This is a genomic window from Paraburkholderia sp. BL9I2N2 (assembly GCF_004339745.1).
Classification (GTDB): Bacteria; Pseudomonadota; Gammaproteobacteria; order Burkholderiales; family Burkholderiaceae; genus Paraburkholderia.
Genome location: NZ_SMGP01000001.1, coordinates 1,397,503 through 1,413,541, shown reverse-complemented (window position 1 = coordinate 1,413,541; position 16,039 = coordinate 1,397,503). Strand labels below are relative to the sequence as shown.

The following is a 16,039-nucleotide window of genomic DNA, read 5'->3' as shown; positions in this document are numbered from 1 at the left end:
GTTGCGCAGTCTATTACCGGACAATGCCATCGTTGCATGAGCCGTAATCCAAGCAGGATGCGCAACGTAGTAATGGAATCAGGAACGTGGCGCTGAGCGCGCTGGACTGCCCCGGGGGATGTAATCCGGGGGAAGGGCAGGCAGCGCGCGTTCAAGGAAGTTTTTTTTACCACGTCCGTCTGATTGCATTCGGAGCCGCTGAGCCATCAGAAACCCATACGCGGCGATACTCAGCGTGGCGTGGTGGTGAAAGCCACGCCAGCCTCTGCCTTCATAATGACCGAGCCCGAACTCCTGTTTCAGGTCCTGATAGTCGCGCTCGATGCGCCAGCGCATCTTGGTCACGAATACAAGCTGCTCAAGTGTCGCCTCCCCGGGGGCAGTAGAGAGAAAGTATTTGAGCGGCTCCGTATCGCCATCGGGCCATTCAATGAGCAGCCATTCTTCGTCGCGAACGGTACTTCGCCAATAGTCGCGATGTGCGGGACGAATCCGTACGGCGGCAAAGCGTGAGGAAAGTGCGGCGTTGCTGCCTTCCCGCCAGGTAACAGCTTGCCAGGCGTTCACGGGTAATTGCGTGGCCAGTTCCTTCACCGCGATCGGCTCGTGACCGGGCGCACGGCGCAACAACGTTGGCGGCTTGCCGCGCCCTCTCCAGGGCTTGGGTGGAAGTGGCGCCGCGCCGGGCGCCCACACTGTGGTACCAGGCCGGATCCCCACCGCGTACAACAAACTGAAGTTGACCCGCAAAAATGGACACCTATCCTTTTGAACAGGAGGTGCCACCATGGCGAAGCATCGCACCCCGTACCCGGCGGAATTCCGGGCCCAGATGGTCGAACTGGTCAAGGCCGGGCGTACGCCCGAGGAGCTGGAGAAGGAGTTCGAGCCGACCGCGCAAACCATCTACAACTGGGTGGCGCAGGCCGATCGTGACGCAGGCAGACGGCACGACGGGCTGACCACCACGGAACGCGAGGAACTGACACGGCTGCGCCGCAAGGTTCGTCAGTTGGAGGTTGAGCGGGACATCTTGTCAAAAGCGGCGGCCTGGTTCGCCCGGGAGACCGGAACCGTGCCCGACAAGGGTTCGAGTTCATGAAAGCGAATCAGGCCATTTGGCCCATTACCACCATGGCGCGGCTGCTGAAGGTCTCCACCAGCGGCTTTTACGCATGGCTTGGACGCGGACCATCGAAACGGGCACTCAGTGATATGGATCTGCTGGCGCGCATTCGCGCGATACACGCGCGCTCGCGCGGCACCTATGGGATGCCCCGCATTCACGTCGAACTGGTCGACCAGGGCGTTCACGTGGGGCGCAAGCGGGTCGCCCGCCTGATGCGTATTGCGGGGCTGTGCGGCGTGAGCCGGCGGCGCTGGATCACCACCACGCGGCGCCAGCCCGACGCGCGGCCCGCGCCTGATCTGGTGCAGCGGCACTTCAGCGCCGACGCGCCCAACCGCCTGTGGGTGGCCGATGCAACCTACGTGCCGACCGGCGAGGGCTTCCTGTATCTCGCGGTGGTTCTCGATGTGTTCAGTCGCCGCATTGTCGGCTGGTCGATGTCAAATCATCTGTACACCGAATTGATGCGGCGGGCACTAGACATGGCACTGGCGCAACGCCGACCCGACGGGGTGATCCACCACTCCGACCAGGGTTGCCAGGGCGGATTCAACCGGTCGTCGCAACACTGGATTATTGAACAGATTTTAGGTACTCGTCCAAAGCTTCCGCAGGCGTCTTCCAGCCGAGGGTTTTTCGGGGCCTTGCGTTCAACGTGTTAGCAACCGCCTGGAGCTCTTGAACACTCCATCTGGACAGGTCCGTGCCCTTTGGAAAGTACTGTCTTAGAAGGCCATTGGTGTTTTCGTTCGTACCACGCTGCCATGGACTATGCGGGTCGGCGAAGAAGACCTTCACGCCCGACTCAATTGTGAAGCGTGCGTGATCGGACAGTTCTTTGCCACGATCCCATGTCAACGATCGCCACAACTGGGCAGGTAAGTCCGCCACAGTCTTCTTGAGTGCGTTGGCCATCGTGACAGCTCCATAGCCGGCGAGCGCAGGCCCGTTCTTCGTGCGCGGGATGACACCATAGCCTTTCTCGCGAGGTAAGTGCACGAGCATCGTAAAGCGGCTTGATCTTTCCACCAACGTTCCAATGGCTGATCGATTCAAGCCAATAATCAGGTCGCCCTCCCAATGGCCCGGCACAGCACGATCTTGCACCTCTGCAGGCCGGCTGGAAATCATCACCTCCTCGCTGACGTGCGCCCATGCCTTGGCACGCGCTCTCGCTCGGGGAACGCGCAAAGCACGCCCGGTGCGAAGACAACCCACCAATTCGCGTTTGAGTGCGCCACGCCCTTGAATATAAAGGGCTTGATAAATGGCTTCGTGAGAGATTCGCATAGATTCATCATCCGGGAAATCGGTCTTCAATCGATTAGCAATTTGCTCGGGTGACCAGCCGTTGACCCATTTTCGGTCTCCGCGATGTGGTTTATTGCGCCCCTTGAAGGGCGCCTGCCTGGGACCTGCAATAGCATGGCCATGCGCGTCGCGCACCTTGCCCTCCAAACGCTCCCGTACATATTGGAGCAGCCTTGCATTACTCGCGAGCTTCGCCGGCTTTGGTCGTTTGGCGAACCGTTCCGCCTTCCACTGCGCGACCGAAGCACGATACTCGAGGTACCCACCACGTGTCGCCGCATTGCGGGTAAGCTCTCTTGAAACGGTTGATGGACTGCGTCCGATGCGGCGGGCGATCTCGCGTACACCGATGTCTTGAATAGAAAGCAATGCTATCTCTTCTCGCTCAGCGAACGACAAGTATCGACCAGCGATAGGTTTTGACATGAATAGTGGCATGCCGCCACGATAGCGGAACCAGCGCGAGCCTACCGCTTGAGAGACGCCGACCGCCTGCGCTGCTTTCTCGCTTGTAATGCCGGTTCCGATCTGTAGCCAAAAGCGACGCTCGACCTCATTTCTAAGCGACGGCGCACCCGGTGAGTACATCGCTGCTCGCCCTGTCAACTGATACATTCGCTTTGCACTTTGAACCATGGCAACACCTCCTCGGTTTAAGGTGTTGCGACGACCGGTTGAATCCGCCCAGTACACGTCGATCGCCTTCGGCCGGCGCTGCCGCGAGGCTGGCGTGCGTCTGTCGATGGGGACGGTAGCGGATTGCTTCGACAACGCCATGTGCGAAAGCTTCTTCGCCACCCTTGAATGCGAACTGCTGGCGCGCTCGCACTTCGCCACGCGTGAACAGGCGCGGCGCGAGATCTTCCACTTTCTGGAGGCGTGGTACAACCCGTTTCGCCTTCATAGCGGGCTCGGCTATTACTCGCCGATCATTTACGAACAGCTGCATGCGGCACAAAAACCGACTTCATCCACATGTGAGTTGCCCACCGCCGGCCGGCGTCGTGGTCGTGACAGGCGACCCGCCGACCGGCCGTGGACAACTCACAGCACCTCTTCAAACGGAGGTAATCTATCCACTCAAAATTCAACTACGTAACCGTCCACCGAAACGGGTCACCCCCAAACCCAGTTCCGATACGCCATCCCGAAAAGCGGTTTCGTCGCCGTATCCGGCATCGGCAAGCACGATGCCCGGTGCAACGCCGGATGCCATAGCCTCGCGAAGTTGGGCCAACGCAATCTGGGGCTTGGTCTCGAAAGCCAGATCGTCAGGAATGCCAGCACGACGGGCACGTTCCCGGTCGTCAAGCCATTCCTTGGGGACATACAACCGCCAGGCAACCGGCAGGCTGCCGCGTTGCGTCGCGATCGACAGGCTCACGGCGACCTGGCAGTTGTCCTGTTTGCCGAGCTGCCCACAGTACTGACGTGCCACCCCGACCGAATGACGTCCCTTCTTTGGAAAACCGGTGTCGTCAATAATCCAGTAGTAGCCGGTTTCTTCGGCAGCGTGCGCGTCCAACGCGGGCATCACCCATTCGCGTACCCGCTGCAATACCACTCGGTCAGACCATTCCGCCTTGGCCACAAAGTGGTGAAGTGACTGGTGCTTCGCACTCGCGTGAAGCGGGTCAATATGAGCAGCCATCGGCTCGACGCTCTTACGTGACAACGGCATTACCAGGCCAGAACAGTAACCCTTGAGGCCGGCATGGCGATCGGCGTGCCCTAACGCCTGCGTCAGATGATTCAGATACGCGTCAAATTCGTCGACATCTTCTTTCATCGCGATCGCCCGGAGTCTATATTATTCAATAGTACCAGGTATCGCTTCGCTGCAAATGGATTTTATGACACAGTAAGATTAGGGTGCCACGATGTGGGCTGCTTCATCGACCTTGTTGCTGTACATCGCGTGGCCCAGCGATGTCCGCAAAGCGCGCCGACAGCACTATAGCTGTACGCCGAAAAAGGTGGACCGCGGCGCGATTCGGCCCAGGCCCGAGATCCACTCGTTTCTCCCAAGTCGTCGCCTTTTCCATACCTAGTATTTCCACATTCGTTCATACAGTGTGGCCGTCGGGCGCCGCCAGCGGTAGCCGCTCTTGCCTATCATTCGATGGCCCGCAGCGCAAAGTCCGCTCTTGCCACGACCAGAGGTTGCTCCATTGGATAATCGGGCGACCGCATATCCAACAGTATCGTCAGCCGAAGGCCCGGCAAGTCGAGTAATTTTTGACGATTTAACCGAGCTGCTCGACTCCATGAAGCGAAGCGTCCGGAAACAGTCTGGCCTCGACCACGGCGGCGCGTGCCGCCGCCACGTCAGTGGTGAACAGCACAACCGCCAAGTCCTTCACCGCACGCGAGCAGCAGACATAAAATAGCCGCCTCGTGCGGTCGAGCACTGACTCCTTTCCCTCGGCGATATTCACTTCGTCGGTGTCGGACAGGGGCGTATAGCCGAGATATTTGCCGTAGGAGTACTGGTTGTAAGAGGCCTCCTCGTCGTCAAGTACCACGAGCACGCGCTCGAACTGCGCGCCCTTGACGCCATGATGGGTCGCGAATGGCGACTCTTCGAGGATATATCTACGATGCGCCCAGAGTTCGCCGACATTGCATTCAAGAAACGCGGCAACGTTGCCAAATCCTGCCGACCCGTCGTCGACCGGGTCATCCATGAGGTGTGCGGCGAAGCGGTCGTCGAGCGCCACCAGTTCGGTGCCCCGGACGTGCCGAAGGACGTCGCGGACCGTCGCCACTGATCCGTCGGCCAGCAGTATGGCAAGTTGCTCGATTGCGTACTGAAGAGCAGCGAGGACAGGAGCTACTGCCTGCCCGCGCAACCGTTCTGCTTCCAGGCAGGGACTGTCAGCGCGGAGGATCGAGATGATCGTGAACTGGTCATTTACACGTGATGCGACGATCAGCGGCAGCAATTGCCGAACGAACGGCCGAAGCGGCCAGGCCGAACCGTCGGCAATGCCTTCACTCAGGCTCTGCGGCGCGCGATCGTTTAGCGCCGAATAAAGCGCAGCAAAACCGACCCGCCTGGCGGCCATGCGATGCACGAGCACCAGCAACCGGACATCTCCGTCGCGCATGTCGCTGGCCCACAGAGCGTCGCCGGTCTGCGCGGCCAGCCGTGCTCGTACTGCACCGAGACGTGCAGTCCTATGATCATCGCTTGGCAGGATGAATACGTTGACAGTACCGACCACGGGCTGCTCCTGCCCATCGACGGTCACAGTGCGTCCACGGGTCTGGACGAGACCGTCGCCCGCCGCACGCACCGCGTTGACCACGCTCAGGACCGACGCCGGGCAGCGAAAATTTTCCGGCTTGGTTATCTCGGCCCAGCCGGGTAGCGGCTCGATCGCACCGGCTCCGTGTCCGTAGATCTTCTGCATCGGATCGCCGAAGAAACCGACGCAGAGGGGCTGCTCGCCGGCGATCTGTCGGAGCGCTTCGATAACAACAGGCTGTGTGTCCTGACTCTCGTCGACGAAAATATAGGGAAACCGCCGCGCCACAATCTCGCGTAGCAAGGGATGCCTCTCGATGCAGGCGGGGGTCAACTTGAGGATGTCATCGTGGCCGAGGATGCCTTCGGAGTAACGGCTGCCCGTTCCGTAGATGAACTTCTCGACCCGACCGACAGCCTCGCGTTCGGCTTCGAGGCTGGCGATCTCCTGATCAAGTTTTGCCTTGGTCGCGGCCCGTGTGCCAGGTCTGTCGTAATGAACGCGCTTCTCGGCGATCTTCTCCTCGATACGGCTGACGACCCAGGCAGCGATGTCCGACTGGAACGCGCGAACGACCGACCACAGGAAGCTGTGGATGGTCGAGATATGAAATAGCGGGGTCATGCCGACGTCTGCTGAGATCTCACCGACCGCGACTTCAGTGTAAGTGATGCAGGCGATCTGCTGGCCCGCGCGCCGCAGCGCCTTTCTGCGCGTTTCGCCGAGATGCGCGAGCGCCTTGATCAGCGATGTGGTCTTTCCCGACCCCGCGCCTGCCACCATCACGAATGAGCGCGGCGGCACTCGAGCGAGACAGTCCCGGACATCGATGTCGGCCTGGGTGTCGGGACTGCCGATGCGGCTCGTCACGCCACCACCACGGCGATGACTGGATCACCAACCGCCTGCTCCCCCTGACCGTCGTCATCGGGCTCAGCCGGCGGGGCGATCTCGCCCTCGAGCCAGCGCAGCCCTTCGGCGATATAGGTCGGTACCGCCCATTGTGTCGGGTCCTCGGCCAACAGAGCTAGGGCAAAACCGGTCTTGCTGAAGCTCTTCGCCTGGACCCGCCGATGAATGCGCCGGGTTAGCTCAGTCAGGTCCTTGTTGTCGGGCCTGGCGACGCGAAGCTGCAGCGGCTTGCGCGCGATATCCTGGCACCAGTCGAGATTCTCGAGTGCGAATGCCTCTTCGAGCGTGCGACCAGCCAAAGCTTGTGTCTCACTTGCCCAGGTCACGTTGGTGCGGCACTGATAGGCGACGCGCACGGCCGCCTCGCAGTGCTCGCTCCGTGCCTGAGTTTTTTGGTCGTTTGTCGCCGCCCAAAGCATGGCCACCGTGCCGCATTTCGGCAACCATTGCAAAAGGGTCTGGTTTGAGGTCACAGCGCCGGGATGGCCCGCGATGCATACCTTGCCGGGCGCGCCTTCTGCTCCCGCTTCAGCGTCCTCGTCGTCATCTTCTTCCTCGGGCTCAGCCCCTTCATCACCCGCCTTCACCGGTGCCGCGCCGGCCGCGCCGTTCTCTTCGGCGCCAGCAGCAGGCGCCGGTGGCCCGAAGACGCTGTCCAGGTCCGTGATGATGAGTGCCCTAAGCCCGAGGAATTCGATCAATGACTTAAAGCGATAGCCGAAGGCGCCGCCGATCTCGAGAACAGTAAGATATGTCGACTGCAGACGCGGCGCCGAATTGGCGATCATCTGAGGCAGCAGCAGCCGCTCGACATTGCCTTCCACAAGCACCACGCCGTCCGCAAAGAACAGGTCGCAGTGGGTGAGTTTGAGATAGCGCTCGAGGAACGTCCGCACATCCTGGTCGGTAGCGTCGTAGAACACCGACATGTTCAGCACGGTCGAGGTCGAAACATGCTCGGCGCGGCTGCGGCGGAAGTAGCGAATTGGCCGGAAACCGCGCTCATAAAGAATGTGCGTTGAATGGGTCGTGACGACGACCTGGCTTGTATAGTGTGTACGGTCCTCCGCGCCCAAGGCGAGGATGGACATCACCTTGCGGATGAAGGCCTGCTGAAGTTGGGCGTGCAGATGGGCTTCAGGCTCCTCAATGAAGATGAGGTGCACAGGCGGCCTGTTATCCTCGAACGCGAGCCATTGGGCATGAAGGTCAAGTAGCTCCACCACCATGAAGATCAGGTTCTTGAAGCCGAGACCGTTGTAGCTGTCGGGCAGCGTCGGCGGCTCCGGTGTACCGTCGTCCGGGCCAAGCGCATAGTGCACCCGCGCGCCGCGCGGGCTGCTCATGATGGATGCGGGATCCAGCGCCGAGCGGATCACGAGCCGCGGATTGCTGAGACCGGGATAACCGAGTTGCGCCAGACGCTGCAGGGTCGGCTCGAACACCCGCTCGAGATGCTCGTTCAACGACACCTCAGACTCGGCGAGCGCCCGCAGCGCCACCAGATCCTCGCCCTTCTGCTCGAGGTTGCGTTCGTAGAAGCGGCTCAGCACGCGCGAGAGGGTCTCGGCCCGAGCGCTGCCCGGCGCGTCAGCAAGGTGCCGCTGCGCGTGAAGGAAGTCGATGCGCAGCAGCCCATTGAGAATGTCGCGTCCGCTGCGATCACGCCCGGTCAGGGGCATGGCGGCATAGTCCTGCTGCGCGACCATGTTCGCGTCGAACCGAGTGGGGTCGAGCACATAGTGGCGAAGCTCATATTCGTCGTTCAACCGGTCGCGCAGATAGTCCTGCAAATTGCGAGGCGAGGGATCAAATTCGAGGCCTTCTCCGCCAGCAACAGCCTCGAGCGCACGTCGCCGCGCCTCGGCGTATCGCGCGCGGGTCGCCGCGGAATCGATGGGTGCGAACACCACCCTCATACCCACCAGCGAACCTTCCCATGCCAAGCTTGGCAGCAGATCAACCAGCCGGTGAATGTCGTCAGCATTGATCTCCAGCCAGATGTCGGCCTCGATCGTTGGCAGGACCGCGTTGGCATCGCCCTCGCCGTACGCTACCATTTGCGGCCACTGATCGGCGCTGAAGTCATGGACGCTGAACTTTCCCCGCTCAGTGAAAAGCTGCAGCGCATGGCCGACAGACGTCTTTCCACTGTTATTCGCGCCGACGAAAATCGAGATGTCCGAAGCGAGATCAACTACGACGTTGCGCAGACGTCGAAAATTGCGCAAGGCTAGCTTCTTAAGGTGCATCCTACCCCCAGGTTAATCGCACACCACGTTTCGTCTTGCGTAAGACCTCATGTTATCTGTGAAAGCACGAATTTACGAGCAAGCGCGCATCCGTTTTTAAGTGCCATCTCGTGCAAATGGACGCCCGCCATCCGGCGGCCAGTGTTCGCGGGGGGATCTTGTGAAGGCAGCGACGGGTGGTGTTTCGACCACCGCAGAGTTCGAAGAGGCATCGCACACGCCGCTCACTTCACCGTCGTCTGGCGATTATGCGTTCCTCTATGAAGTCCCGGATTCAAACCCGCCTGTGAAGCACAGCAGCAGATGGGATCGACTCACTGACCGCGCGACAGCGGCGCGAGCGAGCGCAGCATCCAAAACCCTCTGATCGAGAAAAGGAGTTGTAGTATGAACCCAGCTAGTTCACAAGAAGCCAGATTCCGTCCTCCGTGGCCCAGAGAGTCTTATCAGATCGCCGCTACGGCCTCGGAAGGGTGTAGACGTTCCCGCCCAGAGGATTCTCCTCAAGCGCTGTTTGCACCTCCGCGGTCAAGCCCTGAAACCCACAATGGATATCGGTAACGCCCGCGGCGATCCCCAGATGCGCGTGCCTGCCGTAGGGAGATCATAAGCGCAGACTTGCCAGCACGATCCGCAGCGTATCGGCATCGACCAGACCATCCACTTTAACCACCGCGCGGCCGATCCGGATCTTGCTGATCAGCCAGATATCGTCGCCACCAAGCGAATACCATATTTGCGTTGATGCCATTTTCGCGGGCCAGCTTCGCGACCGATACTCCGGGCTCGCAAGCTGCTGCCAGTCGATCACGAAGCTCCCGGGGGTAGTTAGAGCGCCCCGTAGGGGAACCCAGCTTCTTCTCTGCAGACTGTGTCAAAGTGGTGCCAATCAGAACGGAAATGATGGACATCACTTTGATGCCTCCCTCAGCCACCGTCTACAACGGCCGGCACGAGCCGCTTACGGAGCTTTTACATCAGGCGGTCCTGTTGTGAATCAGTGATCGCGGGCCACGCGCCGGGATCAAGCGCCCCAAAGGGCCGGGACGGGTGCGCGAAAGATCGCCTCCGGCAGAACACAGTCCGTTGTCGGGGAAAGCAGGCTTTGTCGCACAGGCAGTGCGAGTCGATATTGCCGCTTTCACTGACGACCAGACCAGGCCTCCTGCCGCGCCCGATCGCTCGAGGGTAGCCGATGGCCGACCAGCGTCAGTCAGTCAGAGACGGTCTCGCCCGGCATTCAATCGCCGCTCGGTGACAACCCCTGACTTTGCCCCCCCCGCGGCTCACTAATCATCAAAGACCGTCCTTACAGTGAAAATCGCGCGCGATGCAACTTCTGATTGTCCCAGTGTCGCGTGGCTCGATCCAACACTCGTTCAATCGCCGCGATCTTCTCCTCTGTCTGCCGTGCGTCCATTTCCGAGATCTCTGAAATGCGAACCAGACCAATCGAGTTCGGAGAGGTGCCCAGCCTGAGTCCGCTTTTGCTCGAGACAATCCAGCGATCGTGGATGGGGTGTTTTCCATCAGGGCCGAAACCCACCACGATTATCTCGGTCTGCGGCGGCGCACCGTCACACAGTTCGTCCCACGCATCGCGGAAAGCCTCCTCAGGCGAACTGCCCTTGACCTTTTTCTGCATCTGCTCCTTGCTGGTCAACACGACGATCTCTTTTTCGGGCGCGACTTCGGCGATGGCCCTGATGACATCAAGATCGTCCGGTCCAAAATACGGGTCTGAAATTCGGATTTTGCTATCCTCCTGGGCCGCGACCCACTCCCGGATTCTGGAAAAAAGCTGTCCGCGTTCGCCCGGGCCGATCGTATCGCCCTGGCCCAGCAGGGAAGTACGGACTCCCCCGCCACTTCTTGACAGTAACGAAACGGCGACTTCGGCCGCATTGCAGATGCATTCGAACATGTGCGGCAGCGTTCGCTGTGCGCTCTGCTGTGTCGCCTTGCGCAGGCCACTCTCGATTATCCACAACCACACCGGATAGGCGAACGGAAAGGGATAATGCTTGCTGGCATCGGCCAGGAGCATGAACTCCCTGGTCTGCTGTGGTATCTGACGGCCGGCATTCATCGCGCTCACACTGCGGATCGCAATCTCGGAGAGTTCTTCAAGCGAGTACTCATCGAGGCTTAGCCTCCCCACATCGGTTGCGGCCTCTTTCCTCGCATCGAGCAGCCTCGAGTGTTCTTTGAGCAACTTCTTCTGGAGCTGACTCGCCTCGTCGTTGTCCAGAAGGTCGACGATTTCATCGACAAATACCGGATCAATGTTATGTGCCAGATCCAAGATTCTCTGACGCTTGTCAATCACGCTGTCATCCGACAGATGACTTGATGCGAGCATTGCCTCTTTCAGGATAAGCCTGCATTTTGGCTTGTCGAAAGATTCAAGGATCTCCGCGACCCACTGGAAACGCTCGAGACGATCCCGGTCAGATGGAATCGCGAGAATACCCCGCCGCACATTGTCGAACCACGTATTGTCTCGGAATGGACCGCCACCGCCCGCGCACGATGCAACCATACTGACCACGATCACCCGGTCAGCGCCATTATCAATTGACTCAGCGCGACGCAGCAACGCCTGCCATTGCCCGTTATCCCTTTGCTTGGTCTCGGAAATTCGACATCTGTGAATCTCGGCGAGACAGGCAACGAGAAATCCCTCATGACTGATGTTATTGGCGTCTGGCAACCTGGATTCAACGGTCTTTTTCAGATCGACGAGCAGATCAGCCACCTGATTGCGTCGAATGGTGCCCCTGTTTTTCTTCGAACTCAGACTGTTGCATAGCCGGGATACGTTCCGGTATATCGCCGAGTCGCATGACATCATCGATACGAGGGCGTGCACCTCCATCGCTTCGGAATACGACAGATCGAACTCGGCTCTTTCCCGCTCGTGATAAAAATCCGTGGGCAGCAGTTTGCGCATGATGGTCGCGCAGATGCGATCCCGGGCTTCATCCCGGAGGTGCTGCGGCAAAACCCGATCAATCCGCGCGTTGGCGGCAACGGCTGACGTCAGATAGAGAAGGGGCGCAGTATTGACAACGATATCTTCAAGCAGCGGCTTGTTATGCTCATAGTCATACCCAAGCAGCGGCTCGATCTTCGTCTCGACAATACGTTGGCCGAGATCCCGCTTCGCCTTGAACCACAGGGCCACGCCCACCTCTGTCCATATCTGTGCCTGGTCGTCAAGCCCGGGAAGCATAGAAACAAACCTGTCCAGACGCGCGAGGGACGGCTCGTATTCCTGCGGATTGGCCGCAACGTGTTGGGCGAACACCCGGCCAGCCAGTCCTGCAATGAGACCCAATTGCGTCCCGGCCATGAAAGACGGTGCCCCGCTAGCCTTCGCGTCTTCCCGCACCATCGCCAGCCATTTTCGCGCCAGATCCTTGTCTACGACTGCAAGTTCACTAACCGCCCAGTAACCTGCATCCACCCGCAGGTAGTTTTCATGGATTTCTGCCCAGACAGATTCCGCCGTCTCAATGAGGCTCTCCTGCCGGACCAGATAGGCGCATAACCTGATCACCTTGAACGTGAGAACGATCGCCTGCATTTTTCGACTTGGATGCGCGACGCGCTTCCAGAGGATGAGCAGACGGGGATCAACGGTTGCGTCGTGCACGGCTGTCAGATGCATGCACATTCTGAAAAGAAGGAAGACAATCAACTTCTCTTTTTCTTCCTGCACAGTGATACGTTCGATACTCGACAGAAGAACTTCCGCGTTCTCGCTATGCGTTTTATTGACCGCGATACAGCGCACAATCAGGCCATATCCCTTATTACGGCGTTCCTCAGTGTTGATGCGGCTAACGAGATCAATCGCCCGGCGCGGGTCACACATGCAGATTGCCCGTATTGCGTCCACCGCAGCCGCATAGTGATCGGCAGTCTGCGAAAGCAGAATGTCGATCGCCTCCAGCAAATGCCTGGTTGTTTCCGCGATGACACCGGTACGTGCTTCCAGCGAGTCCTTTTCGAACAGATGACCAAGATGATAGAGCATCCAGGCATAGCAGGCGGTACGGATTCCAACGTCTGATACTCCATGCACCTGTGCGAACAGCTCGATCAGGTCACTGTCAACCCCATCCTCACTCCAGCGCTGCTTGGCCCTGAGCAACAGCATTTTAAGACGTACGGCTTCTTCGGTAGTTCCGTGTCCAATAAGCTCGCTGCTTTGTGCCTCCAGCCGTGCAGTAACGCGTTCGGATTGCTCCCGGTCACCGATGTGAGGAGCCACGACCGCAATCTCCCTGATGTCCTTGATCTTTGGGGACGTCGACGTCGCGCGAAGCACAATATCCAATGCCGCGAGGGCTACCTCCGGTGCATCCGGCTTGCGGCGATGCACTTCCAGCCAGCGCTGCAAGATGAACAGCCTGTGAGGCTCTTCAAGATCAGTCGCTCTGCGCAGCACTTCCTGTGCCGTCATCTTTCTGACAAAAAGCGCGGCGGCGTCAAGGATTGGCCGCAATTTGGTGGGTGCCTCCAGCTTTGCGACGGCTTCCGCAGCGTCCTGATCAGCCCCCTCGATGCTACTGCGTGCCCCGTTCTGCTTCGAAGCGCTTCGTTCCTGGCGCCGGCGGACTGCGACCGCCTTTTCGAGAATGTGAAGTGAAAGATCAACATCGACCGGCAGCAGCTCTGCCGCTATCGAAATCAGTACGGGTTCTGACAATTCTCCTTCCAGCTGCTTCAGCAATTCGCGAATGGCCGTGACAACCTGATCAGGCGGTTCCTTTCCAAGTTTCCGGAAGCAACTGGCGGCCGCAGCGAGTTGCCGAAGGCGTTGCTCAGGGGTCGCCGCCGTCAGTGCCAGTGCCGCTGCGGCATCTTCCATGCCGAGCGAGAGCAGGGCCTCAATCTCATACGTGGAACTTGCGGCCAGCGTCGTTCCATTAATCGTAGACTGAATGAGCGAGAATCTCAGTTCCGAGTAAATGTCTTCGTTTTTTCTCGCTGACACGACACCGTATTCCGCATGTGTTCTCAGAACGCGGAGCGAATTTTCATGGGCAAGCAGGTTTGCGAAATGCTCGCCAGTAAGACGCTTGAGCACTTCTCCATGCTGGCCGGCGGCAATCAGCTGTGACGGAAGCGAGACGGTCGACTCTTTCGCACTCGCGCCATCAATAAGCCGCTTGATCAAATTTTCTTCAACCGGCTTTCTTAGCGCCTGCAGCTTCTCGGCAACGAACTGCCGTTGTGCATCTGAGCGTATGCTCCACGTGTCACCCGTGGCGTTTCGCTCAACGATCCTGCATCGGCCTAAAAGATGTCCGACTTCGGGACTGTCGATACCCGTGAGCTGTGCGAGAGCATCTGTCGTCAACAGGGAATGCGAGAACGCGATAAATGCAAGGGCTTCCTCGACCCGCCTGTCCAGCCGAAGCGCGTTCCATTCGAACTCGAATATCTTGCTCAGACTGCCGCGCTTCTCCGCAAGCAATTCGTCCAGGGAGCCACCCTCAGCGACCAGTACGCGCAGTTTGCTCAAGGAACCGATGTTTCCGCCTGAATAGATGTGCAAAGCACGAACGTCTTCTTCCGGCAACTTCAGATCGGAAAGGTATTCTGCGGATTCCGGCAGACTAAGCGCAAACCTCGGAATCCTGACCGCACCCCGCGTCGCGAACGGTAGCTCCTGGAATAACCGGTCGCTCCCGGTGATCAAAAACCGAAACTCGGATTGAACCGCGGGAAGCTGGTTAAATATCTCCAGGGTGTCCTGTCGGGCCGCTCCTTCAGAATCTGCCAGGCCATCGACAATAAAGGTAATCGGGCGCTTTCGGCCCAGCGATTGAAACCGCAGGATGTACTGATTGAAAAGCGCCTCACTGACGTGCATGTCGGCATTCGTCGGTGTGTCCGACTTGCCAACGAGCAAACGGATCTGCTCGGCGAAGGCCAGCCGAAGGAACGCCGACGAATAAAATACAGGGGCACCCGCGGTAAGAAACGCCCCGATGGCACGACCTTCATGCCGGCGCATGAACTGCGCGGCGAGTTCTGATTTTCCAGATAACGGATCCCCTTCCAGGAATACGATACTGTTCGCCTCGAAGGCTCGATCTATCGTGTCCAGAACATTGTCCCGGGAGATCCGCCTAGCAGGCTCAAGCGGTGCGTTTCGAGCATGCAGGATGACACTGTCAATTTCTTGTTTCACTTCTATCCCCGAAATCTGAATGCCTGACTGCACAAGCCCGCCCCTTCATCGTCGAGTCCAACACGACTTGCAGGAAGGGGCGTGGACCAACAAGGCAGACTGGCGAACCATAAATGTTGAAGACGGACTGGGCAGGTGATCGTCCTGCCCGAAGTGCATGCGTGTTTTCCTGCTTTTCTAACGGTTCGCGCAACGTCAGGGACCGGTATGCCGACGCGGGTACGCGCAATTCACCCAACAGGAGTTCGACATGCTCTTGAAGCAGGTCGAGCTTCTGCTGGGCTGAAAGTTTTATCAACGCCACCAGGTTCGCACGCTCGATATTTGACTTGTCGGCGCGAACATCCCACACGCAGTTTTCGATCCAGTATTTCGCATCGTTTCCCTTCGCGGATTGAAATGCCGGGCAGTACCCGTCGATGCCCGTGAACAGTTCGAGAAACTTCGCCCCGTTCGATTCACGTCCCGGTGCATGGAGAGGAAACGTCAACACATCAAGCGCAGTTACAGCTGGCCGGTGCGTGACGATACGAAAGCGCGATAGCTCTCGATGTTGGTCGCGGGAAAGTGAAACTTCGAAAATCGAGCTGCCGACGGCGTCTGACTTGCGATAGCACAGGTCAGCGACTGACCAGAGCTTGTCTGCTTCACCGCCCTTCACCTGTGCGAATTCAGCGATGCGTCCTGCTTCGCCCGATCGCAGGAGCAGAATGTCGTCGTGCGATTCGCAGTGGATTTTCACCAGCGAGGGATCGCACAGCATATCAATCAGAAAGCCGACAGCGACCTCGTCCTGATAACTAAAGCCGGTTCTGGCGATAGGGCCACCCTCTTCCGCCGGACAAGCGTCATCGACAGATGACCAGCTATTGTCATTGGACGTGTCGGCATATGCCCCGGCCGTTATCGGGTCCCCCATTTGCCCCTCTCTCGCTCTATTCTAGTTGCCGGTCTGATTTTCGCATTATCATACTCC

The 16,039-nt window shown here is 58.9% G+C and carries 6 protein-coding genes and 5 pseudogenes; 2 read left to right on the top strand and 9 right to left on the bottom strand.

The genetic code is table 11. From position 1 onward, the window contains the following. Positions 1-78: 78 nt before the first annotated feature. Positions 79-732 (bottom strand): annotated as a pseudogene (locus tag B0G74_RS06635) (transposase); the annotation flags it as partial. Positions 733-787: 55 nt separating this feature from the next. Between B0G74_RS06635 and B0G74_RS46515 the strand changes: the two are divergent. Continuing rightward, positions 788-1,671 (top strand): annotated as a pseudogene (locus B0G74_RS46515) (IS3 family transposase); the annotation flags it as partial. A gap of 31 nt (positions 1,672-1,702) precedes the next feature. Here the strand turns inward: B0G74_RS46515 and B0G74_RS06620 are convergent. After that, positions 1,703-3,055 carry an IS30 family transposase gene (locus B0G74_RS06620; RefSeq protein WP_132376862.1) on the bottom strand — a complete coding sequence of 451 codons (1,353 nt, stop codon included), beginning with the start codon at positions 3,053-3,055 and terminating at the stop codon, positions 1,703-1,705. 70 nt (positions 3,056-3,125) lie between these two features. Between B0G74_RS06620 and B0G74_RS46510 the strand changes: the two are divergent. After that, a pseudogene (locus tag B0G74_RS46510) lies at positions 3,126-3,395 on the top strand (integrase core domain-containing protein); the annotation flags it as partial. A 168-nt stretch (positions 3,396-3,563) separates the two neighbouring features. Here B0G74_RS46510 and B0G74_RS06610 read toward each other — a convergent pair. The 7 genes and pseudogenes from B0G74_RS06610 to B0G74_RS06580 form a co-directional block, all read right to left on the bottom strand. Continuing rightward, a pseudogene (locus B0G74_RS06610) lies at positions 3,564-4,229 on the bottom strand (IS701 family transposase); the annotation flags it as partial. A 457-nt stretch (positions 4,230-4,686) separates the two neighbouring features. Beyond that, positions 4,687-6,561 (bottom strand): ATP-dependent helicase, encoded by a 1,875-nt coding sequence (locus B0G74_RS06605; protein WP_132374058.1) that lies wholly within the window; start codon positions 6,559-6,561, stop codon positions 4,687-4,689. After that, positions 6,558-8,855 (bottom strand): AAA family ATPase, encoded by a 2,298-nt coding sequence (locus tag B0G74_RS06600; protein ID WP_132374057.1) that lies wholly within the window; start codon positions 8,853-8,855, stop codon positions 6,558-6,560. Before B0G74_RS06600 ends, B0G74_RS06605 begins: the two co-directional genes overlap by 4 nt. Positions 8,856-9,459: 604 nt before the next feature. Further along, positions 9,460-9,666, bottom strand: a complete 207-nt coding sequence (locus B0G74_RS06590) for a hypothetical protein (protein WP_243658129.1) — start codon at positions 9,664-9,666, stop codon at positions 9,460-9,462. Continuing rightward, positions 9,605-9,766: pseudogene (locus B0G74_RS46505) on the bottom strand (IS66 family insertion sequence element accessory protein TnpB); the annotation flags it as partial. The gene B0G74_RS06590 and the pseudogene B0G74_RS46505, both read right to left, overlap by 62 nt. 398 nt (positions 9,767-10,164) lie before the next feature. After that, positions 10,165-15,063: a hypothetical protein gene (locus B0G74_RS06585; protein WP_132374055.1), complete on the bottom strand. Its 4,899-nt coding sequence runs from the start codon at positions 15,061-15,063 to the stop codon at positions 10,165-10,167. After that, positions 15,047-15,982, bottom strand: coding sequence for a dsDNA nuclease domain-containing protein (locus B0G74_RS06580; RefSeq protein WP_132374054.1), 936 nt, complete (start codon positions 15,980-15,982; stop codon positions 15,047-15,049). The genes B0G74_RS06585 and B0G74_RS06580 overlap by 17 nt, the downstream gene beginning before the upstream one ends. Between the last annotated feature and the right edge of the window lie 57 nt (positions 15,983-16,039).